Consider the following 22,174-nt stretch of genomic DNA (forward strand, 5'->3'; position numbering starts at 1 on the left):
CAGGATCGATATGCGTGAACTGCCGTCCCTTCTCCGGCACATTTAAGGGCGGACAGCACGCATGAGCATAGCGGGCAGGCATGGCGTTGGGATGCGCCGTTTTTTCTTCACCCCCTGTCCCTCTCCCGCCCAGGAGAGAGGAGACCGGCGCCCTGTTTGCGGCCGTCCCCCAGTGGGAGTGCCGGTGTTCGCTGTCATTGCGAGACCTGCGCAGCAGGTCGAAGCAATCCCGCCCTTAAACCCGCGCGCGGGAGAGGGGCGACCGGCGCCGCGCTCAGCGCGGGCATGAAAGAATACGCGCCTGCCAGGAAAACCTGTGCTTATGAATCTGCCTGCTCTTCAGCGGCGCCAGCGAGAGTTGGGCATTCTGTCCCTGAAACGGGCAACGCAAGGCGCACTACACCACCACGTTCACTAGTTTCCCAGGCACAACCACAACCTTGCGCACGGTCTTATCGCCGACGAAACTCAGCACGCGCGGATTGGTCAACGCCCATTCGCGCAACTGTTGCTCATCAGCATTGGCAGGCGCCATGATCCTGCCACGCAGTTTGCCGTTCACCTGCAACACAATCTCGACTTCATCGAGCGCCAGCGCTGCTTCGTCCCATTCGGGCCAACCGGTATCGTAGACGCTGCCGGTTCCGCCGCACCAGGAGTGCAGTTCTTCCGCCAAGTGCGGCGCAAACGGCGAGAGCAACCGCGCAAAGGTTGCCGCCGTCTGCGCAAAGACCGGCGTCACCCGACCCGCCTCGGAGCGGTAGCGGCTCGCCTCGTTCAGCAACTCCATCAATGCCGCAATTGCGGTATTGAAGCGAAACTGTTCGGTATCAAGCGTCACCTTGCGGATGGTCTCGTGCAGTTTGCGGTACAACGCGCGTTCCTCACCTTCGGGAGCGGCGCCGTTGCCGGAGTTCAGTGCAGCGACGATCTCCTCCCGATCCGGGCTGAACAGCGCCACGATCCGGTTCAGGAAGCGTTGCGCTCCGGCAACCCCTTCGTCGGTCCATTCCATGCTGTTTTCCGGCGGCGCGGCGAACAGCACCACGATCCGCGCCACGTCGGAGCCGTACTGCCGCACGAATGGACCGACCGGAATGCCATTTCCGGCGCTCTTCGACATGGTGACCGGACCGGATACGGCGGTGAACCCGCCATTGCTCTCCTCTTCCAGCGTATAGCCGCGTTCTTTCAGCAACGCGCGCGCCTGATCAAGGCTCTGTGCATCGGCAGGCAATTCCAGTTTGCGCCGCAATTCTTCAGGGAAGCGCACCATACCCGGCGCAACAACCTCAAGTGGTGTGCGAACGCGGCGCTGCACCATGCCTTGGGTGAACAATGCCCTGAACGGCTCATCGTCGGGCACCAACCCTTCGTCGTACAGCACCTTGGTGATGAAGCGCGCATAGAGCAGGTGCAGAATGGCGTGCTCGACGCCGCCGATGTACTGATCGACCGGCATCCACCGGTGCGCCGCCTCGCGCGAGAAGATTTCGCGGTCGTTCCTGGCGTCGCAGAAACGCAGGAAGTACCACGAAGAATCCACAAACGTGTCCATTGTGTCGGTATCGCGCCGCGCCGGTTGTCCGGTCTCGGGGTCGATGGTATTGACCCACGACTCGGCGGCTGCCAGCGGGCTTTTGCCTTTCGGCAAATAATCCTGCACTTCGGGCAGCACGACGGGCAACTGATCCTCCGGCACCGGTTTGATCGTCCCATCCGGCAGGTGGAGCATCGGGATCGGAGTGCCCCAATAGCGCTGACGGCTGATCAGCCAGTCGCGCAACCGATAGGTGACGGTTCCCTTCCCTTTGCCATTCGCTTCCAGCCAGGCGATAGTCGCCTTGACGCTCTGCCCTTCCCCTTTGCCGACCGGAAGACCGTTGATCGGTCCCGAATTGACCATCACGCCATCGCCGGGCCAGGCTTCCGTCATCGTTGCGCCATCCAGCGTTTCGCCCGGCGGTTGCACGACGACGCGCACCGGCAAGCCGAACTGACGGGCAAACGCGAAGTCGCGCTCATCGTGCGCAGGCACCGCCATGATCGCGCCGGCGCCATACCCCATCAATACATAGTCGGCAATCCAGATCGGGATGCGCTCATCATTGACCGGATTGATCGCGTAGGACCCCAGGAAGACGCCGGTTTTTTCGCGCGTGGCGCTGGTGCGTTCGATTTCGCTCTCCATACGCGCTCTGGCGATGTACGCCTCGACTTCGGCGCGGCGTTCAGGCGCGGTCAATTTCGACACCAGCGGATGCTCCGGCGCCAGCACCATGAACGTCGCGCCCCAGAGCGTATCAGGGCGGGTGGTGAACACCACCAGCGGTTCGGCGTCGGGAGGCGGCGGCGCATGCAGGTCGGCGCCCGGCGGCAGCGCCAGGAAGGTGACTTCGGCGCCTTCACTCCTGCCGATCCAGTTGCGCTGCATGGTCTTGACGTTTTCGGGCCACTTGTCCAGTTTATCCAGGTCGTTCAGCAGGCGCTCGGCATAGGCTGTGATCCTGAAGAACCACTGTTCCAATTCGCGCTTTTCGACTTTCGCGCCGCTGCGCCAACTGCGCCCTTCGGCATCGACCTGTTCGTTCGCCAGCACCGTTTGATCCACCGGGTCCCAGTTGACCGTCGCTTTTGCGCGGTATGCCAGCCCCTTGCGATAGAGCAACAGGAACAGCCACTGGTTCCAGCGGTAGTAATCAGGATCACAGGTCGTCACTTCGCGCGACCAATCGTACATAATGCCGGCGATCTCGAGCGACTTCTTCGACTCGGCGATGTTGCCGTAAGTCCATTCGCGCGGATGGCGACCATACTTGATCGCGGCATTCTCCGCCGGCAGACCGAAGGCGTCCCACCCAAAGGGATGCAGCACATCGTAGCCGCGAATGACATAGTAGCGGGTCAGCGCATCGCCGATGACGTAGTTCTTCAGATGACCGATGTGGAGGTCGCCACTGGGATAGGGGAACATTTCGAGGATATAGCGACGCGGCGCACCTGCGCGGCGCCCCGCTTTGAAGATGCCCTCGCGCTCCCAGAACTCACGCCATTTTGGCTCGATCGCCGGATCGAACCGTTCGATACGCCGTTTTGTCCCTGTGTCGCTCACGGGTCCCTCCGCTGCACGAATGATTGCGGGATTGAACAGATGTCACAACCGGTCGGTTGTTGCAATATAGATCAGACGCTCTGGCAACGGAGCAACATCCGCTACATTGCGCCCATCGACCGCCAGGCGTTCAACAGGCGCAAGACCGCTCACCTCGAGCGCCCGTTGAATCTCAGCATCACTCCAGGCACGCTCGATATGCGTTTCCTCACCACGCCACCAGCGGTTATCATCACTGTGCGTCAACCAGACGATCCTGCCCCGCCCCAGGCGCGTCGCCGGATGGTACGTCAACCGATGGCACACCAGACAATCGTCGCTCTCGTGGATCACGAGGTCGCGCTCGTCCCACTGAGCAAACGCCGCTTCGGTATTCACATCGAACACGACGTATCCGCCGGGTTCGAGCGCGCATCGGATTCCAGCAAAGACGCGCGGCAGATCATCGTCACCGGTCAGATAGTTGATCGCATCGCCAAAGCATGTGACCAGCCCAAAGCGCCTGACACAATCGCCAGGAGACGGCGTCGCACCACGATGAAGCGCGCCTGCTGCGACGAGAGCCTCCATGTCGCGCATATCCGCTTCGACGAACGTCACCGCCAGGCCGGCAACCCGCGCGCGGTCACGCGCAATCCGCAGCATCGCAGACGAGCGATCCAGTCCGGTCGTTTCGATCCCGGCGGCAGCGAGCGCCAGTGTTGCTCCGCCCGTGCCGCATGCCAGATCGAGCGCGCGCTGCGGCGCCACACCGTTCGCCCGAAGCCATGCCAGCGCCAGACCCGCCATATACGCGCCGAAGCGTTCCTGACCGGTGCGGTCGTAGATCGGCGCATACGCCTGATATGCCCCATCGTCGTCCATGATGCGGCACGCTGACCGTGCTCCAATTGCGATGCGATACGAGGTAAAGTATACCACACTCGTGGAGGGGATGAGCCGGGCACGTCACCTGATCTGATACACAATGCCTGCTGGAAAACGTATTCGCCTGACGATCCGTGCCTCATCCGAATCAAAAGGGGCGATACCCCAGACATATGCCACGTGCTGCGCGCGCGCGAACCGGAGAATGGACTCTTTGTCATATCCGTGAACACGATAATACGCAACAGCCGCATTATTCATTACACCATCAAGATTAACCATGATGCAGCGGCAGAAGAAACCGACAATGCCGTTATCGGTTGCGCCCAGACGTTCATATCGCAAATCGGCGCCTGCAATCTGTCGACCAAGCATAGAAGCGCCATTTTGGTTGGGATATAACCCTCTCTGCCATATAAGCATAATGACGATAATGAAAATGACAAAAATAATGGATATAGCCAATCTCTGATACTTTTGTTGCAAATATACCTCCTCTGAACGAAGCATCTCTTCAGCGCCAATAGATGCACCGATAAGAGTGAAAATCAATACCAGTGCATTAAAGTACCAGTGCTGTTGATGGAGCAGTATCAAATTATAATAGGCGGTGATACAAATAAACGGCAGGATGAGAAATGAAGACTGTGAAGCAGGTGACCAGGCTATCTTCAGGGATAGTTGACGAGTCGACCATGATCGCCCGATCACGACCCCGAACAAGAGTACAATGGGAAGATTGAACAGGAAGAATCTTGTACGCATAGCGGGGCAAGAACCAGGATATGCGTCCAATATACCATTCGACCGCTGCTATCGCATCTGCCGGCATCCCCGCGTAGCTGTGCAGCATGATCGCGCTAGCACTGATCTGAAGAGGGGTTCCAAACCGGGATATGCTCCAGAGAACCCATGGCAGGCACACGATGGCAGCGAACAGTCCGCAAAGCGTTGCAAAAACAATTGCTCGCTCGGGCATTCGCCGATCCACAACCAGTCGATCAAGGACAATCCCCGCCAGCAACAAAACACCTTCAGACCTCGCCATTATTGTCAGTCCGGCCAGTAAACCGATCAAAACGATCCCATGAAGCGATTGCTCGTGCGATCTCCATCTCACATATGCCATTACCGTCCAGGCAAAGCAGCACACATACACAGCCGACTCTACCCCGGTCATTGTCAGAACGACAACCCATGGATTGAGGAGATGCGCCAATGCTCCGATGGCGCCGGCAAGAGGAGAGTGAACGTACTTTCCGGCAAGGTAAATTGGCCAGGCTGTTACGCTGCTTACCAGCGCAACCAGGGTAAGCGCCAGATGGACGCCACGATCAATGTCGTTGCCGACGTACTGAAAGATTGGCACGAGAAGCAACGCATAGAGCGGATGAAAGCCATTGGTCGGGTTCACGCCATCGAATGTGGCGCCCGCGCCTGAACCGAGATGTTGTGCCAGTTTGAAGTAGTAGTAGGCATCGTCGGCGTTTGCGCGCCACGAAAGTTCATCTGTTGGCTGCCAGGCGATCCACAGGCGTATGGCGAGACCAACGAGAACACCGAAGACGATCAATCGCTTGTCGAGCAGCGCTCTCCTTGTGTTCAATGCGGACATAAGCGGACTGTGCGCAGCGCAGAGATAAGCCAAATCGCAGATGTGCCGATCATCTCATCCATTCGGCAATTCTGGCGTCTTGCACCAACCAAAAATGGCTATCAGGTTCATTCGTGCGCGACGAGCAACAGTCGTTCCCTATCGGCGGCATAGATCAGGCACGCCTGAAATCCTCTTCCGTGCGACAGATGCACTGTGTCCCTGGCTGATGCGCCGTACAGCCGCTCACCGCGCCAGCGCGCGCGGCGGGAAGATGGTATGCACCGAGAAGCCGCTGTGGATGCGCTGAATGACTTCCGCCAGCATGGGCGCAACCGTGAGGATGCGCAGGCAGGGTGAGGGCTCTCGTTTATTCAAACAACTCAAGCGTACCGATAGTCGGATCGGCAGCGAAGTTGGTAATGGCCATATGCCCGTTTCGCAATGCCCGTTCGATATCACCAGTCGTGCAATTACCCAGGCGCAGCCAGAGAGTCTTCGGCGGAAAGCCGAGCAACACGTTTATATCGCTGAAATCGGAGTCTTTGGTAACGATGATGTAATCGTGCGTCTGAGCATACTGCCAGACTGTTCTATCATCGGCTGTAGCGAGACCAACCAGAGAAACATGGCTGGAGTCTGGATAGAGATCAGAAAGAGAACGCACCAGACGTGGCGACATGTTGTGGTCGAAAAGCAACCTCATACATGCGCAACGAGCAATTGCCGTTCCCTATCGGCAGCGTAGCTCAGGCAAGCCTGAATATCCTCTTCCGTCAGGTAGGGGAAATCCGCAAGAATCTCTTGAGGCGTCATCCCGGCAGCAAGATAAGAGAGAACATCATAGACAGTGATGCGCATACCGCGGATCGTTGGCTTGCCGCTGCGTTTGCCTGGCTCAAGCGTGATAATTGTGTGATAGGATGCGCTCATAACGACCTCTTTGCCTCGACCAATCCGCATCTTTGTTCACGCTTCGCAATATCTGCCATTGTACCACGTTCCCGGGTTCAGGCAAGGGGGTCTCTGCGCCGTTGCGCCTTTGTGCGAGTTAGAGAGATACGCGGTCTGATGCGCCGTGCAGCCGCTCACCGCGCCAGCGCGCGCGGCGGGAAGATGGTATGCACTGAGACGCCGCTATGGATGCGTTGAATGACCTCCGCCAGCATTGGAGCGACAGTCAGGATGCGCAGGCCGGGCCACGATTTTTCCGCCGGAACCGGCAGCGTATCGGTCGTCACCAATTCGCGGATGCGACTGGCGCGCAGGCGTTCCGGTCCATCGCCGCCGAGCACCGGATGGGCAACGGCTGCGTAGATCTCGCGCGCGCCATGGCGTTCCAGCAGTTCTGCTGCACTGGCGAGCGAGCGTCCGGTGTTCACTTCATCATCCACCAGGATGCAGCGCCGTCCGGCGACCTCGCCGATCAGCGACATTGCCTCGATGCCGTTTTCGCTCTCGGCATCGGCGCGCGCCGGGTGACGCTTTTCGATGATTGCCAGCGGCGTCCCGAGTTGTTCGGCGAAATTGCGCGCCCGCTTGGCAAACCCGATGTCCGACGACACGACCACCACATCGTCCCATCCGCGATCGCGGAAGTAGCGCACCAGCAACGGCATGCTGCTCAACTCATCGACGGGAATGCTGAAAAACCCTTGAATCTGCCCGGCGTGCAGGTCGATCGTTACCACTTGCTGCGCACCGGCAACCTGGATCATATCAGCGAGTAATCGCGCGGTGATCGGCACCCGTGGTTGATCACGCTTATCGGTGCGCCCGTAGGCGTAGAACGGCAGCACCGCCGTCACCCGCCCGGCAGATGCGCGTTTGCAGGCGTCCAGCATGATCAGCAGTTCGAGAATGCGGTCGCTCAAGGGCGACGCCAACGACTGAATGACAAACACATCTTTCTCGCGCACGCTTTCATTCAGGCGCACAAAAATATTCTCATTGGCAAAGCGGGTGATCGTTACGTCTCCCAGGCGCACCCCCAGGCGACCGCAGATGGACTGCGCCAGGGCAGGGTTGCCATTGCCCGAAAGAATGCGAAGCTCATCAAAGCGACTACTCATACCCCCTCCTGACCGCCTGTATCGTGTTTATGCGCCAGAGAACGGCGCCCTGCTACGATCATGCGCTCTCCCATGCGCTCTCCGCCTCGCCGCGCCCGACGCGCCGTGCAACAGACCTCATCGGCGGGGGAGCGCCAAAGCGCACTGCAAATGGACGCCGCCGCGCGCGTCTCTTGTACGACATCCCTGCCGCCGACAGGCGTATTGTAGTCCAACCATTCGATGCGATCAACGTGGTACAATGACGGCGTTCTACACACTGGCGCGGCATGGCGGGGTCGCCACGCCGTATGGAGAGAAAGGTCATGCAGTACACACGTCTTGGTCGCACCGGTCTTCGCGTGAGTCGCCTCTGCCTTGGCACGATGAATTTCGGTCCGCTCACGAGCGAAGCCGACAGTTTCGCCATCATGGATCGGGCGCTGGAGTTGGGGATCAATTTCTTCGACACAGCAAATGTCTATGGCTGGAAGACCGGCGAAGGGATCACCGAGCAGATTATCGGACGCTGGTTCGCCCAGGGCGGCGGGCGGCGCGAGAAGGTCGTGATCGCCACCAAGGTCTATGGCAAAATGGGCGACTGGCCCAATGAGTCGCGTCTTTCGGCATTACACATCAAGCGCGCCTGCGAGGGAAGCCTGCGCCGCTTGCAGACCGATTATATCGACCTTTATCAGATGCACCACATCGACCGTGATACGCCGTGGGAGGAGATCTGGCAGGCGATGGAGCAACTCGTGCGCGAGGGGAAAGTCTTGTACATCGGCAGCAGCAATTTCGCCGGCTGGCATATTGCCCAGGCGAATGAAGAAGCGCGTCGCCGCAACTTTATGGGTCTGGTGTCGGAACAGAGTCTGTACAACCTGTCGGCGCGCATGATCGAACTCGAAGTCATCCCTGCCTGCCAGAGTTACGGTGTTGGCATTATCCCCTGGAGTCCGTTGGGCGGCGGGTTGCTTGGCGGGGTGTTGCAAAAAGCCGCCGAGGGGCGGCGCGCCGACGCGCGTATGCAGGAGCGCATCGACAGACATCGCGTGCAGATCGAAGCCTACGAAGGATTCTGCCGTGAACTCGGCGAGCAACCGGCCGACGTGGCGCTGGCATGGTTGCTCCGGCAACCCACCGTCACAGCGCCGATCATCGGTCCGCGCACAATCGAACAGTTGAACGGCAGCCTGCGCGCGCTGGAGATAACTCTGAGCGACGAGGCGCTGGCGCGGCTCGACGCTATCTGGCCCGGTCCGGGCGGACCTGCGCCGGAGGCGTATGCGTGGTGACGCCGCCTGGCGCGCTGATCCTGGCGGCGAACAGCGATAGACAGTCGGGAGCATGTCATGACCACCCGCTTCTCGCGCCCTCGCCTGATCGATGAAACCGATCAGCGGTATCGCGCGCACGTTGAGCAAATGAAACTATTGCGCAGCAATCAGCGCGCCATCCGCCCTCCCCGTGCGCGCGACCTGTTCGGCAGCGAGGCGGAAGCGGCGCTCCGCGACTGGCTGGCGCAGCAGATCACGCTGTCCGAACGGCGCATTGTCGAATATCTGGAGCATCGCGGACGGCAGGCGGTCACCAAGTATCGCGAACTTGATGCGGTGTGGATTCTCGATCCAAAGACGATCCACGTCTTTGAGATCAAAGCCAGTATGAAGGCTGCGAGCCTGCGCCGCGCGATCCGTCAACTGCGCGACACGCAGACCATCCTGCGCATGCTGTTCCCGAAGGTTCACACCACGATTTTGCTGGTCGACACCGGCATTCCGCAGACGCCGGAAGAGTCGGCGGCGCAGCTTGCCGAATGGATCGCAACGCATCCGGATCGCCCACCGCCGAATGAACCGCCACCAACGCTCGCCGATGTCCTGGCGAATCTGCCGCAGGTGCGCCGGGCGGACTCGCTCGCCGCGTTGCCGGACGATCCTGAGTTGGTCGGGTTGATTCGCTTCTCGGTAGACGACATCATCGCGCTGGCAGGCGCCGAGAACCTGCACCTCGACTGGGACGAGGACGAAGAAGAGGAAGGGGACGCTGAAACCAGCGAGGCTGCACCGTACATCTACTCTTCTTCTGAGTCGGAACCGGACGAGGAGGACAATCCGCTGGCGGCGGCGCTGCGGAAGGCGATGGAGGATCGTGCGAGGGGATGAAGTTAAAGCCGTTGCATCGGGTAATACCAATGACGATTGACGATGCCGCATGCGTGTCATTCCGAGCCCTTCGCTTCGCTCAGGGTAAACTCAGCGAGGAATCTGAGCGGGTCGCGCCAGACCCCTCGCGCTGATCGGGGTGACCATGCCGGATGGTCACAGGTAATTTTGGTATAAAGACGATGCAACGGCTCGACGCCGTGGGGCGTCATTGCGCTCAGTGCCCGGAACTGTGCTCTTTCTTCTGCGCCTCGATGAGCGCTTGCATCAGGTGCGGCGGCACGTCCTCGTAGTGGTCGAACGTCATCGAGAAGCGCCCACGCCCCTGCGTCAACGACCGCAGATCGGTCGCGTAGCGCAGCACCTCGACCAGCGGCGCCTGCGCTGTAATCGTGGTGCGTCCGCCTTCCGCCGGCATCATGCCCAGCACGCGCCCGCGCCGCGTGTTCATATCGCTGATGACATCACCAGCATACTGCTCGGGCACCGTTATCTCGAGCTGGTAGATTGGCTCCATGATCGTCGGGTTTGCCTTTTGCGCGGCGATCTTGAACGCCTCATGCCCCGCGATCTGAAACGCAATGTCTTTGCTATCCACCGGATGCATCTTGCCGTCGAACAGTTCGACGCGCACATCAACCATGGGGTTGCCGGAAATAACCCCTTCCGCCATGGCAGCACGCACACCCTTTTCGACCGATGGGATAAACGCCTTATCGATAACGCCGCCAACGATCGCATTGACGAACTCGAGCGGATCGGCACGGTTCGGGTCGGGCGGAAGCGGCTCGATGCGAATCGTCACATCGGCGAACTGCCCGGCGCCGCCGGTCTGCTTTTTGTGGCGGTACTGCGCTTCGGCTTTGCCGCGGATCGTTTCGCGATAGGGGACGCGCGGCAGATCGAGTTCGACATCGACGCCGAACTTACGTTTCATCCGCTCGACAATAATCTGCAAATGCGACTCACCCTGCCCCGACAGAAGACTCTCTCCTGTAATCGGGTCGCGTGAGACGCGCAGGCTTGGGTCTTCCTCGACGACATTATGCAGCGCATTGCCGAGTTTATCGAGATCGGCGCGCGTTTTGGGCTTCACCGTCGCCGTAAATGCTGGCGCCGGGAATGTGATGGGCGCAAGCTGGAGTGGTCGGTCGCGCGAACAGAGCGTGTCGTTGGTGCTGACATCGCCAAGTTTGGCGGCTACGCCAATATCGCCAGGACCGATCATCGCAATTGGGGTCTGTTCTTTGCCGCGCACCATGGAGAGTTGCCCGATCCGCTCTTCCTTGCCCGTCCGCGGGTTGAAGACCGTCGAGTTGGCGCTCAGTTCGCCGCTGAACACCCGGATGTACGACATCTTGCCGTAGGGATCGACGATGGTCTTGAACACCAGCGCGCTGAGCGGTTCAGATGCAGCCGGTTTCAGGGCGACATCCCTGCCGGAGACGAGGTCGCGCGCCGGCGCCGGCTTGCGCGCCGCCGAAGGAATGCTGTCGAGAATACCATTGAGCAACTGCGCCATGCCCGCCACTTGCAACGCCGAGCCGCAGAAGACCGGAACAATCGAGCCGTTGGCGATCCCGGCGCGCAGACCTTCGTTCAATTCGTCCTGCGTGAGCGCATCGGCGCCGCCATCGAGATACTTCTCGATCAGGTCATCATTCGTGGCTGCGATCCGATCAACCAGTTTTTCGCGCCACTCCTGTTCCAGGTCGAGCAATTCCGTCGGAATGTCCGCCTCGACAAAGCCGCCATCGTGCTTTTCGGAGATCATCCAGGCACGTTGACGGCGCAGCGAAATAATGCCGGCAAACTCACGCTGCTCGCCGATTGGCAGTTGCATCGGCACAACCGCCTCGTCGAGGATCTGCCGCGCCTGCTCGATGCAACGGAAGAAATTGGCGTTGTCGCGGTCGAGCTTGTTGACGAACAGCAGGATCGGCACGCCAGCCTTACGCGCCATCTCCCACGCCAGTTCCGTGCCGACCTCAACGCCGCCGGCGGCGTCGAGCACGATGATCGCGCCATCGATCACGCGCATGGCAGCGGCCATCTCGCCGACCAGGTCGGCGTAGCCGGGAACATCGATCAGATTGATCTTATTATCGTGCCATTCGAGCGGCGCAACCGCCAGGTTGATCGACATGCGGCGTCGCTGCTCTTCCGGGTCGTAGTCCGAAACGGTATTCCCGTCTTCGACACGACCCGCGCGGGAAATCGCCCTGGCGGTGAGCAGCAACGCCTCAGTCAGCGTCGTTTTCCCGCAGCCGCCATGGCCGAAGAGACCGATCGTGTGGATGAGTTCCGGTCCGTATGCTCGCATAATGTCCTCCTCGACAGTCGTTGGACAGGAAGAGCGCCTGCCCGGGGCAGTGCGCGTCAGATACTCACGGGGCAGAAGTGTTGTACGATGAGGATGACCTGCCTTTCCAGCAGATATGGTCGGTCGAAGGTTAAGTGGCAATTATACGCATTTTCACAGGCGGGTCAACAGTGCGGAGAGAGGGGGGGCGGTCGTGATTTGTCGGACATCACTGCGTGGCCGGCAAGCGCGGCGCGCGCGGGCGTCAACGTCCACGCGACGGAGACGAAGCCCCGCGAATGCGGGCATGCCTGCATATCGTAGCGAGGGCGCGGCAGCGTCCCTGGTTCGTTCAGCCTGATAGTTTATCGTCGGGCGGAGCGGGGCGCGCCCGCGTTCCCAGGGGCGGAGCGGGTCCCCCGCCCGCGCTCCCAGGAACGCCTGCGCGCGCGGAACGGAGGGAATTGCCGCCAGTGACGCGCCCGTAGCGCTTCAATCGCGTTCCCCGGCGAGACCGAGCGCCTCGCGCGCGGCAGCGACGACGAAGAGCGATCCGGTGACGCAGATCAGGTCGTTGGGCGCGGCAAGGTCTTGAGCGCGCGCCAGCGCCTCTGCCGGATCGATCACAATGTCGATCGGCGTATCGCTGCGCACCAGCGGCGCGAACTGCTGGCGCAATTCGTGAAGCGCCACCAGCGCGCGCGGGTGACGCGAGGCGGTTAACACCAACGCATCGATTGCCGGCGCCAGCGCCGGGATCATGCGCGCCAGGTCCTTGTCGCGCGAGGCGCCAAACACGATGACGCACCGCCTGCCGGGAAAGATGCGGTTGAGCGACACGACCAGTTGTTGGATCGACTCGCCATTGTGCGCGCCGTCGAGCACGATCGGCGGCGATCCGTCGATGATCTCCATCCGACCGGGCCAACGCGCGCTTGCCAGCCCGGCGGCAATCGCCGCGTCGGTGATCGGCAGCCCCGCGTCGCGCAGGAGCAACGCCGCGCCGGTCGCCAGGCGCGCATTCACGACCTGGAAAATTCCGGGAAGTGATGGCATGATGTCGCGCTGGAAACGTTGCTGCGGCTCGACCTCCAGGTAGCGCTCGGCGGGAATGCGCCAGGGTCCAGGCAGAAACGGCTCGCAAACAACCGCTGACTCCGGCGCTGCGTCCTGCACCACATAGAGCGGCGCGCCGATCTCTGCGGCGCAGCGGATCAGCGCTCCCAGCGCCTCTGGATGCTGCGGCGCGCTGATGGCGGGCGTCCCTGGTTTCATGATGCCTGCCTTCTCCCAGGCAATCTGCGCCAGCGTGTCGCCCAACAGGTCCATGTGGTCGTAACTGATCGGCGTGACAACACTGAGGATCGGTGTGACAACCGCCGCACTGTCGAACCGACCGCCGACCCCGACCTCCAGGATCGCCAGATCAACGTTGCGTTCGGCAAAGTAGCGCAGCGCCAACCCAAAGCCGATTGCAAACGTTACCGGCGCGCCGATGGGTCCGTTCGCCATTGATTCGACAATCGGCCGGATCGACTCAACCGCCTGCACCAGTTCGTCGCGGGTGATCGGCTGACGGTTCACCTGAATACGTTCGCGGTAGGTGTGCAGGTGCGGCGATGTCCACAGACCGGTGCGCAAACCGGCGGCGCGCGCTATCGCCTCCAGAAACGCAGCCGTCGAACCTTTGCCCTTCGTGCCGGCGACGATGACGGACGGCATCGCATGCTGCGGATTGCCAAGCGCGGCAAGAAGAGCGCGGGTGCGCACCAGATTAAACATCGGCGGCGGTCGTTGCGCTCCCTGCTGCCCGCCAATGAATGAGTACAGATAATCGAGCGCCTGCTGGTAGTCCATATGTTCTCCGTTGCAACGATACGGTCTGACAGCATAGCGCAGCGTAGAGGCAGCGTCAAGCGTCGAATCGGGCATGCTATAATGACATCGACACAGTCGAATGCGAACACGAGCAGATTAATGACAGTGCAAACCAGAGAGCAGATTTTAGACCTGTTGCACCAACATCGAGAGGAGTTGCGGCGTCTGGGGATCAGACGCTGCGGTATTTTTGGTTCATTTGTAAGAAATACTCCGCACGACGAGAGCGATGTCGATATTCTGGTCGAGTTTCAGCCTGGTCAGAAAACGTTCGATAATTTTATGCACCTCGCGTTCTTTCTCGAAGATCTTTTCGGGCGAAGGGTTGAATTGGTCACAACCGAATCACTCAGTCCCTATATCGGTCCCGCCATTTTGTCGGAGGTTGAGTATGCCTCCATCGACACGTGAATACTTACAACACATTCTTGAAGAGACGACATACCTTTTGCGATCTTCCAGAGACCTCGATAAAACGGCATTTTTGCAGAACGAAACCCTGAAACGGGCATTCGTCCGCAGCATTGAAGTAATTGGCGAAGCCGCCAAGCAGATGCCAGACGCCCTTCGACAGCAATATCCGGCAATCGAGTGGCGTGCAATGGCCGGGATGCGCGATCGCCTGATTCACGGCTACTTTGGCGTCGATTACGATATTGTGTGGGATGTGGTTACGAGCAAAATACCAGCGCTTGACCAAACAGTACGGCAGATTCTGGCTCAGGAGGTCCTGCAATGATACCCCCCGACCGCATCCGCCTGGTGCGCGGCGCATGCCCGCACGATTGCCCCGATACCTGCGCGACGATCACAGAGGTGCAGGATGATCGCGCGGTACGGTTCTACGCCGATCCTGACCATCCGTTTACCAGAGGGTGGCTCTGCGCGAAAGTGCGTCCATACCTGGAGCGGGTGTACGCTCCCGACCGCCTGCTCTACCCGCTGCGGCGCGTTGGTCCGAAAGGCGGCAACCGCTGGGAACGCATCACGTGGGAAGCAGCAATCGATGAGATTGCGACCCGCTGGAAGGAGATTATTGCCCGCTACGGCGCGGCTGCCATTCTGCCCTATTCCTATAGCGGCACGCTCGGTTTAGTGCAACTCATGATCTGCAATGCGCGCCTGTGGAATCGGATGGGCGTGAGTGGGTTGCAACGCAGCATCTGCGGCGCAGCCGCCGAAGCCGCCGTCGAAGCGACCCTCGGCGCGCGCTGGTCGCCCGATCCGGCGGATGTGCTCCATAGCAAACTGGTGCTCATCTGGGGGCACAATCCCGCCAGCACCGGTCCACACTTCATGCCGTTGCTGCGGCAGGCGCAGAAACGTGGCGCTTATGTGGCAGTGATCGATCCGCGCCGCACGCTGACGGCACGCAGCGCCGATGAGCACATCCGTCCGCGCCCGGCGACCGATGCCGCGCTGGCGCTCGGCATGATGCACGTTATTTTCAGCGAAGGGTTGCACGATGAAGCCTGGCTTGAACAGCACACTATCGGCTGGCGCGACCTGCGCGACCGCGCTGCCGGGTATCCGCCCGATCGGGCGGCAGCCATCACCGGCGTGCCGGAGGCGACGATCATTGCGCTTGCTCGACGCTATGCAACAATGAAACCGGCGCTGCTCAAGACTGCTGATGGCGTGCAGCGTCACGGCAATGGCGGGCAGACGTTCCGCGCCCTCTGCTGCCTGCCCGCAGTCGTCGGGCAGTATGGCGTGCGCGGCGGAGGATTATCGTATAGCACGAGCGGGTATGTCCGCTGGGACGCCGAAGCCGTCGGTCATGCCTCGGAGTGCCCGCCAACGCCGCGAGTGGTGAACATGAATCGCCTCGGCGCCGCACTTACTGGCGAGGTCCGCGATCCGCCGATCATGGCACTGTTCGTGTTCTGCGCCAATCCGGTCACGTCTGCTCCCAACGCCGGGTTGATCGTGCAGGGGTTGCTACGCGACGATCTGTTCACCGTCGTTCACGAGCAGTTCATGACCGATACGGCGCGCTACGCCGATATTGTCCTGCCCGCAACCACGCAACTGGAGCATGTCGATCTGCACAAGGCGTATGGGCATCGCTATCTTCAGTATAACCATCCGGCGGTTCCGCCCCCTGGCGAGTGCAGGAGCAACTGGGACGTGATGCGCCTGCTGGCGCGTGCTATGGGATATACTGAACCCTGGCTCCACGAAGATGCTGAACAGGCGATCTGCGGCGTGCTCGACGCTACCCGCGCGCGTAACCCGTTGCTCGAAGGGATCACGCTGGAACGTCTCCAGGCGGAAGGAACGGTTCCGCTCTCCTTTCCACCAGGGCGCGATGTTCCCTTCGCTGATGGATACTTCCCAACTCCATCGGGGAAGGTGGAGTTGCGCTGCGACTCGCTGCGCGTCCACGGTCTCGATCCGTTGCCGGAGTACGCACCGCCTGCGGAGTTCCGCGCGGTTGGCGACTATTCAGCACATGGGCATCCACCGTCGCTGGTGCTGATCTCCGGCGCATCGCACCACTACGTCTCGTCGAGTTTCGCCAATCAGCCCAGTTTGCGCGCAAAAGAGGGAGCGCCCTTCATCGAGATCAATCCTGTGGATGCCGTCGCGCGCGGTATTCGCCACGGCGATGAGGTCCACGTCGAAAGTGCGCGCGGATGGTGCCGTCTGCTCGCGGTGGTGACCGATGACGCGCCGCCTGGCGTCGTGATCGCCCCCAAAGGACCATGGGCGAGCCTGTCGCCCGACGGTCGTAACGTCAATTGGGTGACGCCCGACGCGCTGGCGGACCTTGCCGGTCAAAGCACGTTCCACAGCAATCTGGTGCAGGTGCGGCGGGCAGAATGAGTATGCCAGAGATCATTGCGCTGGTTGGACTCAGCGGCGGCGGCAAATCGACGGTGGCGCGCCATCTGGCAGCGCGCCTCGGCTGGCGGGTGTGTGACACCGACGGGCTGGTGGAACAGATGGCAGGACGGACGATTCCCGCCATTTTCGCCGATGAAGGGGAAGGCGCCTTTCGTGAGCGGGAAACTGTTGCGCTTATGGCGGCGCTCACGGAACCGAACACCATCGTTGCAACCGGCGGCGGCATTGTGCTGCGCGACCGCAACCGCGCGCTACTGAGGGAGAAGGCGTTCGTGGTGTGGCTCGACGCGCCGACCGATGTGTTGATCGCCCGGTTGCGCGCCCACGATGAGGAGCGACCATTGCTGGCAGGAGACGATCCGGCGGCGCGGCTGGAAACGTTGCGGGCGCAGCGCGCGGCGCTCTACCGCGATGTGGCGCATGTGACGATTGACACATCGGAAGCCGCGCCGGAGGATGTGGCGGAACGGATTGTTGGCGCACTTTTCGGGAACTGAGAACCAAGAACTGAGACGTGAGTCGGGACATCAGGATTGCGCCTGGAAAGCGGATCGCGCAGCAATACGGCGTCGAACGCAGCATTCGTGCCTGGCCAGGGCAAGCGTCCGCGTATCGCCAATCCGTATCAATCTGCATCCCGTGGCGATCTATCCTCAGAGCAGAGATGGGTATTGTTCAACCCCTGTTGAATGTTCTATGCCGGCAATCTGAGCAATCATGACAAAGATCGCCCGAAGGAGACGTTTCATGAGTATCAGGCTTCTTCTTGCGCTCGCCACACTGATGCTGGCGCTTGCCGGGTGTGGCACCATCGGCGCAGCGCCGACTCCGACGCCCCTTCCGCCGACACCAACGCCAACACCGCTGCCGACTTCTACGCCACGCCCGACGCCAACGCCGCTGCCGACCCCAACGCCTGTTCCGCCGACGCAACCCCCAGCATCGGCATCCGCCGATGTCATTCAGAGCGGGTTGCTCGCCGCCGCCAGGGCCGACTCCTACCGCATCGAGTTCGTATTCAAAACGAAAGGTTCAATAGGGGAAGGGGCGCCGATCGCGTCGCCGGATGGCATGGTCGAAGTCATTCGCATGAAAGGCGAAGTCGCCGGCAAAAATTCGCGAGTGGAAATCGGCGGATTCTTTGCTGCGATCCTGTCCGGCGACCCGGAGAAATCCACAGAGTTCGTGACCGTCGATGGCAAGTCGTACATTCGTGGTCCGGCGCCGCTGTTCGGCGCGCCAGAGGATGCCTGGTACGAACTGCCTGCCGATCAGGCTTCCTCGGCTGTGACCGTATCTCCCGATCAGGTCACCGGTTCGCTTCAGCAGAGCGGCAATCTCGATCTCGCCAGCTTCACCTCTGGCGGATTCGAGACGCTCGATGCTCAACGCTGCGCGATTTTCATCGGCGACAAAGAGACCACCATCCGGCTCCTGACCGGCGTCAACCAGCAGGGAACGCTGCCGTTCACCCTCCGACCAGAGGATGTCGAACAGGCAGAAACGCGCCTCTTCATTTGCGAAGATGGACGACTCCACAAGATGACGATCGATGTGAGCGGAACCCCGGCAGGAGAGACGGAACCGACCTCGTTCAGCATGCTGATCCGCCTGTACGATTTCAACAGTACCATCCGAATCATCGCGCCCGCAAACGCGCGACCACTGGCGCCGCCGTCGTTCGGTCTGCCGACGCCGACGCCCTGATCGGAAGCCGGGAACGGGGAACGGAGAACCGAGAACCGAGAACCGAGAACCGGGAACCAGGAACCGAGAACCAGAAACGGAGAGCCGGGAACCATGGACCATCCCACCCGCGCCCATCCGTCACGACCCGTGCCGATCCGTGTGCGCCCGCGCACCATTCTCGCGCGCGGAACCGAGAACCAGGAACGGAGAGCCGAGAACCATGGACCATCCCACCCGCGCCCATCCGTCACGACCCGTGCCGATCCGTGTGCGCTCGCGCACCATACCCGTGCGCAGAACCGAGAACCAAGAACGGAGAACGAACTATGACGCAACCCGCCGAGTATTTGTACGTCACAACGACAGGCGGCAGGTACGAAGTCATCGTCGCCCACGGCGCCTTCGATCACCTTCCGCACCATCTTCAGCGCATCGGTTTGCGCGGCGCCGCGTGGGTCATCAGCGACGACCAGGTGTTCCCGCGTTACGCCCCGGCGCTGATCGCGCGTCTGCGCGCCGCCGGGTACAATGCGCACGGGTATGCCGTGCCGCCTGGCGAACCGAGCAAAGACCTGGCAATGGCTGCGCGACTCTACGACTGGCTGATCGGCAACGGCGTCGAGCGGCGCGACACTGTGCTGGCGCTGGGTGGCGGCGTCATCGGCGACCTGGCAGGGTTCGTGGCTGCAACCGTATTGCGCGGCATCGCTCTCGTTCACCTGCCGACCACACTGCTGGCAATGGTCGACTCGGCAATCGGCGGCAAAACCGGCGTGAACCATTCGCTCGGCAAGAACCTGATTGGCGCGTTCCACCAACCGCGCTTGACGCTTGCCGACACGACCACGCTGGCGACTCTGCCGCCGCGTGAACTACGCGCTGGCTGGGCGGAAGTGATCAAACACGCCGTCATTCGCGACGCCGATCTGTTCGCGCACCTCGAAGCGATCACCGATCCTGCGTCTCTCCAGGGTGATGCGCTGGCAACGATCATCCGGCGCGCCGCCAGGGTCAAGATCGATATTGTCAACATCGATGAGCGCGAAACCGGCGAACGCATGCTTCTGAACTATGGGCACACCCTGGGGCATGCCATCGAAGCCGCACGCGGCTATGGCGACCTGCTGCACGGCGAGGCAGTCGCCATCGGCATGCACCTGGAGGCGCAGATCGCCCATCGCATGGGGATGGTTGACTCTCGGTTCGTTGAGCGTCAGCAGCGTCTGCTGCGCGCATATGGGCTGCCAACAAATCTGCCGCCCGGTGTGACTATTGACGACCTGATCGAACGCACGCTGCGCGACAAGAAGGTGCGGGCAGGGCGGGCGCGCTGGGCATTGCCGCTGGGAATTGGTGCGGCGACCGTGCGCGACGATGTGCCCGAAACAGTGGTGCGCGCCATTCTCGAGAAGGCGACCGACAGAAATGAGGGACCTGTATGACTGAACCGGACGTGCGCTGGATTCAACGGTTCAACCATTTCACCAGAGCATTGCGTCAACTTGAAAAATTCATCGCCAAAGGGGAGTTGAACGAACTTGAAGAACGGGGTTTAATCCAGGCATTCGAGTATACCTTCGAGCTATCCTGGAATGTCATCAAGGACTACTTCGAGTTGCAGGGCGATACCGGCATTCTCGGCAGCCGCGACGCCTTTCGTCTGGCATTTCGGCGCGGATTGATCGAACACGGCGATGTTTGGATGAGTATGATCAAAAGTCGCGCATTGACCAGCCATACATATAATGAGGAGATAGCACAGCAGGTTGCTTCGGCGATTGTGAATCAATACTACCCTGAGTTTGTCAGACTGCACGAAACGTTGACAAAACTGAAAGGCAATGGGGCATGACGCTGCGATTTGGCTTGAAAGAGTCGGTCATTGAAAGCATCTGCGATGTCCTCGCCCGTCATCCTGAGGTCGAGAAGGCGATCATTTACGGTTCACGCGCCAAAGGGACGTACAAGTACAACTCGGATATCGATCTGACACTCATCGGCGATGACTGCCTGACCTTTCTGGCGCTCACAAACATAATGGACGAACTCGACGACCTTTTGCTCCCTTACATGATCGACCTTTCCGTGCTGAGCCACATTGGCGATCCTGATGTTATCGACCACATTCAGCGTGTTGGGACCGTCTTCTACGAACGGAAGAAGTCTGAATGCGACGGGATGGGTTAGAGCGTGTCAGTGAGTGGGTGAAGACCGTGCCTTCACCCACCCAACCGCACTCTTCTCGAACAGGCTCTTAGCGGGGCCTGGCCAGACGAACAAACAGACGCTAAAGATGGACACAGGCTATCGCACTGATTGCAGCGCGCTGCGCCTTGGCGTCAACCTTTTCGAGACAGACGACGATTTCCTTTCGCCTGAACCTGTCGCCTCTCACCGTACTATCAATGGCAGAACCACGCGCTCAGTCAGGCAGATGGCGTTGAAATCGTGGTTGATCCCATCGGGCGGCACGGTCACTGTGCGCTGAACAGGCGCAATCGTGCAGCCTGGCGCACTGACGGTAAGTGTGTAGACGCCAGCCGGGAGATCGGTCATCGTATAGAACCCCTCAGCATCCGTCGCGGCGCTCTGCGCACCTGCCTGCACCGTCGCGCCCGCCACGCCGCGCCCCGCCCCGTCGGTCACGCGCCCGCTGATGCGATAGGTGAGCGAGCGGCACAGCGCTGAAATCCTGCCCGCTCACGTCGCTGCTGACCGTCACGGTGCGACTGACCGACGTGATCTGATAGATGCTCAGCGCCGCAGTGAGGGTGTAGGTTCCCATCGGCAGCCCGCTCAGCGTGTAGAACCCGTCGGCATCGGTGGTGGCGCTCTGCGCGCCTGCCCGCACCGTCGCACCCACCACGCCGCGCCCGGCGTTGTCGGTCACGCACCCGCTGATCGTGCAGCGATCGGGATTCAGGAGAAGGACGTACAGGTCGGTCTGCGACGTTATAAATGCCTGACCGCAGATCATCGCGCGGGCGAATGCCGGTTCCGGCAGAACCTGGACAGTTCCCTCGGTAGTCCCGTCTGAGAGCCAGAATTCGCCTGTTATACCAATGACCTGTGACCACCCGGCATGGTCACCCCGAGCAAAGCGAGGGGTCGTGCGCGACCCGCTCAGATTCCTCGCTGAGTTTACCCTGAGCGAAGCGAAGGGCTCGGAATGACCAGCATGCGGCATCTTCAGTCGTCATTGGCATTCGACCATGAACGTGCCGTCGGTTGTGCCGTCGCTGCGCCATAATTCGTGTCCGTGAACCCCATCATTGGCGACAAAGAAGAGAACATCGCCGACGACGTGGAACCGCGAGAGATCGGCGCCATCAACGCCGGGGCGGATGTCCTTCACCAGGCGCGTGCCGTCGGTTGTGCCGTCGCTGCGCCACAACTCAGGACCATGGATTCCATCATTGGCGATGAAGAAAAACACACCGTTGATTACTACAGAGTCGTGCCAATTGACATCATACGCTTTCTGGAACGACTTCACCAGAACAGGTTCACTTGCAGAAGCGACGGACGCCGGCACAAGCAGGGGAAGAAGAGCGACGATGGCGATGAGTGCGAGCGAAAGAAGCGGGCAAGTGCGATGATGGCTGCGATGCATGGACAAATCCTCCTGATCGATTGGTTGTACAGCAGAGTTGGCGGAAGATC

Annotated in this window: 23 protein-coding genes; 10 read left to right on the forward strand and 13 right to left on the reverse strand. The window is 60.7% G+C overall.

The features are described 5' to 3' along the window. Nucleotides 1–397: 397 nt before the first annotated feature. The 8 genes from leuS to RCAS_RS00450 all read right to left on the reverse strand — a co-directional run bounded on the left by leuS (nt 398) and on the right by RCAS_RS00450 (nt 7,645). Nucleotides 398–3,112: a leucine--tRNA ligase gene (leuS, locus tag RCAS_RS00420; RefSeq protein ID WP_011997619.1), complete on the reverse strand. Its 2,715-nt coding sequence runs from the start codon at nt 3,110–3,112 to the stop codon at nt 398–400. Nucleotides 3,113–3,154: 42 nt separating this feature from the next. Continuing rightward, nucleotides 3,155–3,976, reverse strand: a complete 822-nt coding sequence (locus RCAS_RS00425) for a methyltransferase domain-containing protein (protein WP_011997620.1) — start codon at nt 3,974–3,976, stop codon at nt 3,155–3,157. Between the two features lie 84 nt (nt 3,977–4,060). Continuing rightward, complete coding sequence (locus tag RCAS_RS24700; protein ID WP_157042491.1) at nt 4,061–4,531, reverse strand: hypothetical protein; 471 nt, start codon at nt 4,529–4,531, stop codon at nt 4,061–4,063. Nucleotides 4,532–4,577: 46 nt separating this feature from the next. Then, entirely contained in the window at nt 4,578–5,594 is a 1,017-nt protein-coding gene (locus RCAS_RS00435) for a glycosyltransferase family 39 protein (RefSeq protein ID WP_011997622.1), read from the reverse strand. A gap of 225 nt (nt 5,595–5,819) precedes the next feature. Beyond that, nucleotides 5,820–5,951, reverse strand: coding sequence for a hypothetical protein (locus tag RCAS_RS26125; protein WP_269633177.1), 132 nt, complete (start codon nt 5,949–5,951; stop codon nt 5,820–5,822). Beyond that, a complete protein-coding gene (locus RCAS_RS00440) occupies nt 5,944–6,279 on the reverse strand; it encodes a DUF5615 family PIN-like protein (RefSeq protein WP_011997623.1) in 336 nt (111 codons plus the stop codon). The genes RCAS_RS26125 and RCAS_RS00440 overlap by 8 nt, the downstream gene beginning before the upstream one ends. Next, entirely contained in the window at nt 6,276–6,506 is a 231-nt protein-coding gene (locus tag RCAS_RS00445) for a DUF433 domain-containing protein (RefSeq protein WP_011997624.1), read from the reverse strand. Before RCAS_RS00445 ends, RCAS_RS00440 begins: the two co-directional genes overlap by 4 nt. Nucleotides 6,507–6,661: 155 nt before the next feature. Continuing rightward, entirely contained in the window at nt 6,662–7,645 is a 984-nt protein-coding gene (locus tag RCAS_RS00450) for a ribose-phosphate diphosphokinase (RefSeq protein ID WP_011997625.1), read from the reverse strand. A gap of 305 nt (nt 7,646–7,950) precedes the next feature. Here RCAS_RS00450 and RCAS_RS00455 point away from each other — a divergent pair, with 305 nt between their 5' ends. Then, entirely contained in the window at nt 7,951–8,922 is a 972-nt protein-coding gene (locus RCAS_RS00455; RefSeq protein WP_041330105.1) for an aldo/keto reductase, read from the forward strand. A 57-nt stretch (nt 8,923–8,979) separates the two neighbouring features. After that, nucleotides 8,980–9,792: a hypothetical protein gene (locus tag RCAS_RS00460; protein ID WP_011997627.1), complete on the forward strand. Its 813-nt coding sequence runs from the start codon at nt 8,980–8,982 to the stop codon at nt 9,790–9,792. A 217-nt stretch (nt 9,793–10,009) separates the two neighbouring features. Here the strand turns inward: RCAS_RS00460 and fusA are convergent, their stop codons facing one another. Both fusA and RCAS_RS00470 read right to left on the reverse strand, forming a co-directional pair. Then, nucleotides 10,010–12,115 (reverse strand): elongation factor G, encoded by a 2,106-nt coding sequence (gene fusA / locus RCAS_RS00465; protein WP_011997628.1) that lies wholly within the window; start codon nt 12,113–12,115, stop codon nt 10,010–10,012. A 471-nt stretch (nt 12,116–12,586) separates the two neighbouring features. Further along, nucleotides 12,587–13,951: a bifunctional folylpolyglutamate synthase/dihydrofolate synthase gene (locus tag RCAS_RS00470; protein ID WP_011997629.1), complete on the reverse strand. Its 1,365-nt coding sequence runs from the start codon at nt 13,949–13,951 to the stop codon at nt 12,587–12,589. 120 nt (nt 13,952–14,071) lie between these two features. Here RCAS_RS00470 and RCAS_RS00475 point away from each other — a divergent pair, with 120 nt between their 5' ends. From RCAS_RS00475 to RCAS_RS00510, 8 genes are all read left to right on the forward strand, one after another. Then, nucleotides 14,072–14,383, forward strand: coding sequence for a nucleotidyltransferase family protein (locus tag RCAS_RS00475; RefSeq protein WP_011997630.1), 312 nt, complete (start codon nt 14,072–14,074; stop codon nt 14,381–14,383). Then, the gene (locus tag RCAS_RS00480) at nt 14,364–14,711 is read left to right on the forward strand and encodes a HepT-like ribonuclease domain-containing protein (RefSeq protein ID WP_011997631.1); all 348 of its coding nucleotides are present in this window, start codon (nt 14,364–14,366) and stop codon (nt 14,709–14,711) included. The genes RCAS_RS00475 and RCAS_RS00480 overlap by 20 nt, the downstream gene beginning before the upstream one ends. Next, entirely contained in the window at nt 14,708–16,801 is a 2,094-nt protein-coding gene (locus RCAS_RS00485) for a molybdopterin-containing oxidoreductase family protein (RefSeq protein ID WP_011997632.1), read from the forward strand. The genes RCAS_RS00480 and RCAS_RS00485 overlap by 4 nt, the downstream gene beginning before the upstream one ends. Before the next feature lie 2 nt (nt 16,802–16,803). Then, entirely contained in the window at nt 16,804–17,319 is a 516-nt protein-coding gene (locus RCAS_RS00490; RefSeq protein ID WP_232280111.1) for a shikimate kinase, read from the forward strand. A 250-nt stretch (nt 17,320–17,569) separates the two neighbouring features. After that, nucleotides 17,570–18,529 (forward strand): hypothetical protein, encoded by a 960-nt coding sequence (locus tag RCAS_RS00495; RefSeq protein ID WP_011997634.1) that lies wholly within the window; start codon nt 17,570–17,572, stop codon nt 18,527–18,529. Nucleotides 18,530–18,837: 308 nt separating this feature from the next. Beyond that, a complete protein-coding gene (aroB, locus tag RCAS_RS00500; RefSeq protein ID WP_011997635.1) occupies nt 18,838–19,953 on the forward strand; it encodes a 3-dehydroquinate synthase in 1,116 nt (371 codons plus the stop codon). Further along, nucleotides 19,950–20,363, forward strand: a complete 414-nt coding sequence (locus RCAS_RS00505) for a nucleotidyltransferase substrate binding protein (protein ID WP_011997636.1) — start codon at nt 19,950–19,952, stop codon at nt 20,361–20,363. The genes aroB and RCAS_RS00505 overlap by 4 nt, the downstream gene beginning before the upstream one ends. Next, nucleotides 20,360–20,698: a nucleotidyltransferase domain-containing protein gene (locus tag RCAS_RS00510; RefSeq protein ID WP_011997637.1), complete on the forward strand. Its 339-nt coding sequence runs from the start codon at nt 20,360–20,362 to the stop codon at nt 20,696–20,698. Before RCAS_RS00505 ends, RCAS_RS00510 begins: the two co-directional genes overlap by 4 nt. A 204-nt stretch (nt 20,699–20,902) precedes the next feature. Here the strand turns inward: RCAS_RS00510 and RCAS_RS00515 are convergent, their stop codons facing one another. The 3 genes from RCAS_RS00515 to RCAS_RS00525 are packed head-to-tail and all read right to left on the reverse strand — an operon-like array spanning nt 20,903 to nt 22,124. Further along, nucleotides 20,903–21,157 (reverse strand): carboxypeptidase-like regulatory domain-containing protein, encoded by a 255-nt coding sequence (locus tag RCAS_RS00515; RefSeq protein ID WP_332249618.1) that lies wholly within the window; start codon nt 21,155–21,157, stop codon nt 20,903–20,905. Beyond that, nucleotides 21,081–21,698, reverse strand: a complete 618-nt coding sequence (locus tag RCAS_RS00520; protein ID WP_083760253.1) for a carboxypeptidase-like regulatory domain-containing protein — start codon at nt 21,696–21,698, stop codon at nt 21,081–21,083. Before RCAS_RS00520 ends, RCAS_RS00515 begins: the two co-directional genes overlap by 77 nt. A gap of 9 nt (nt 21,699–21,707) precedes the next feature. Further along, nucleotides 21,708–22,124, reverse strand: coding sequence for an ELWxxDGT repeat protein (locus RCAS_RS00525; protein WP_011997639.1), 417 nt, complete (start codon nt 22,122–22,124; stop codon nt 21,708–21,710). Nucleotides 22,125–22,174: the final 50 nt, after the last annotated feature.

The sequence above is a fragment of the Roseiflexus castenholzii DSM 13941 genome (assembly GCF_000017805.1).
In the GTDB taxonomy this organism is placed as follows: Bacteria; Chloroflexota; Chloroflexia; order Chloroflexales; family Roseiflexaceae; genus Roseiflexus; species Roseiflexus castenholzii.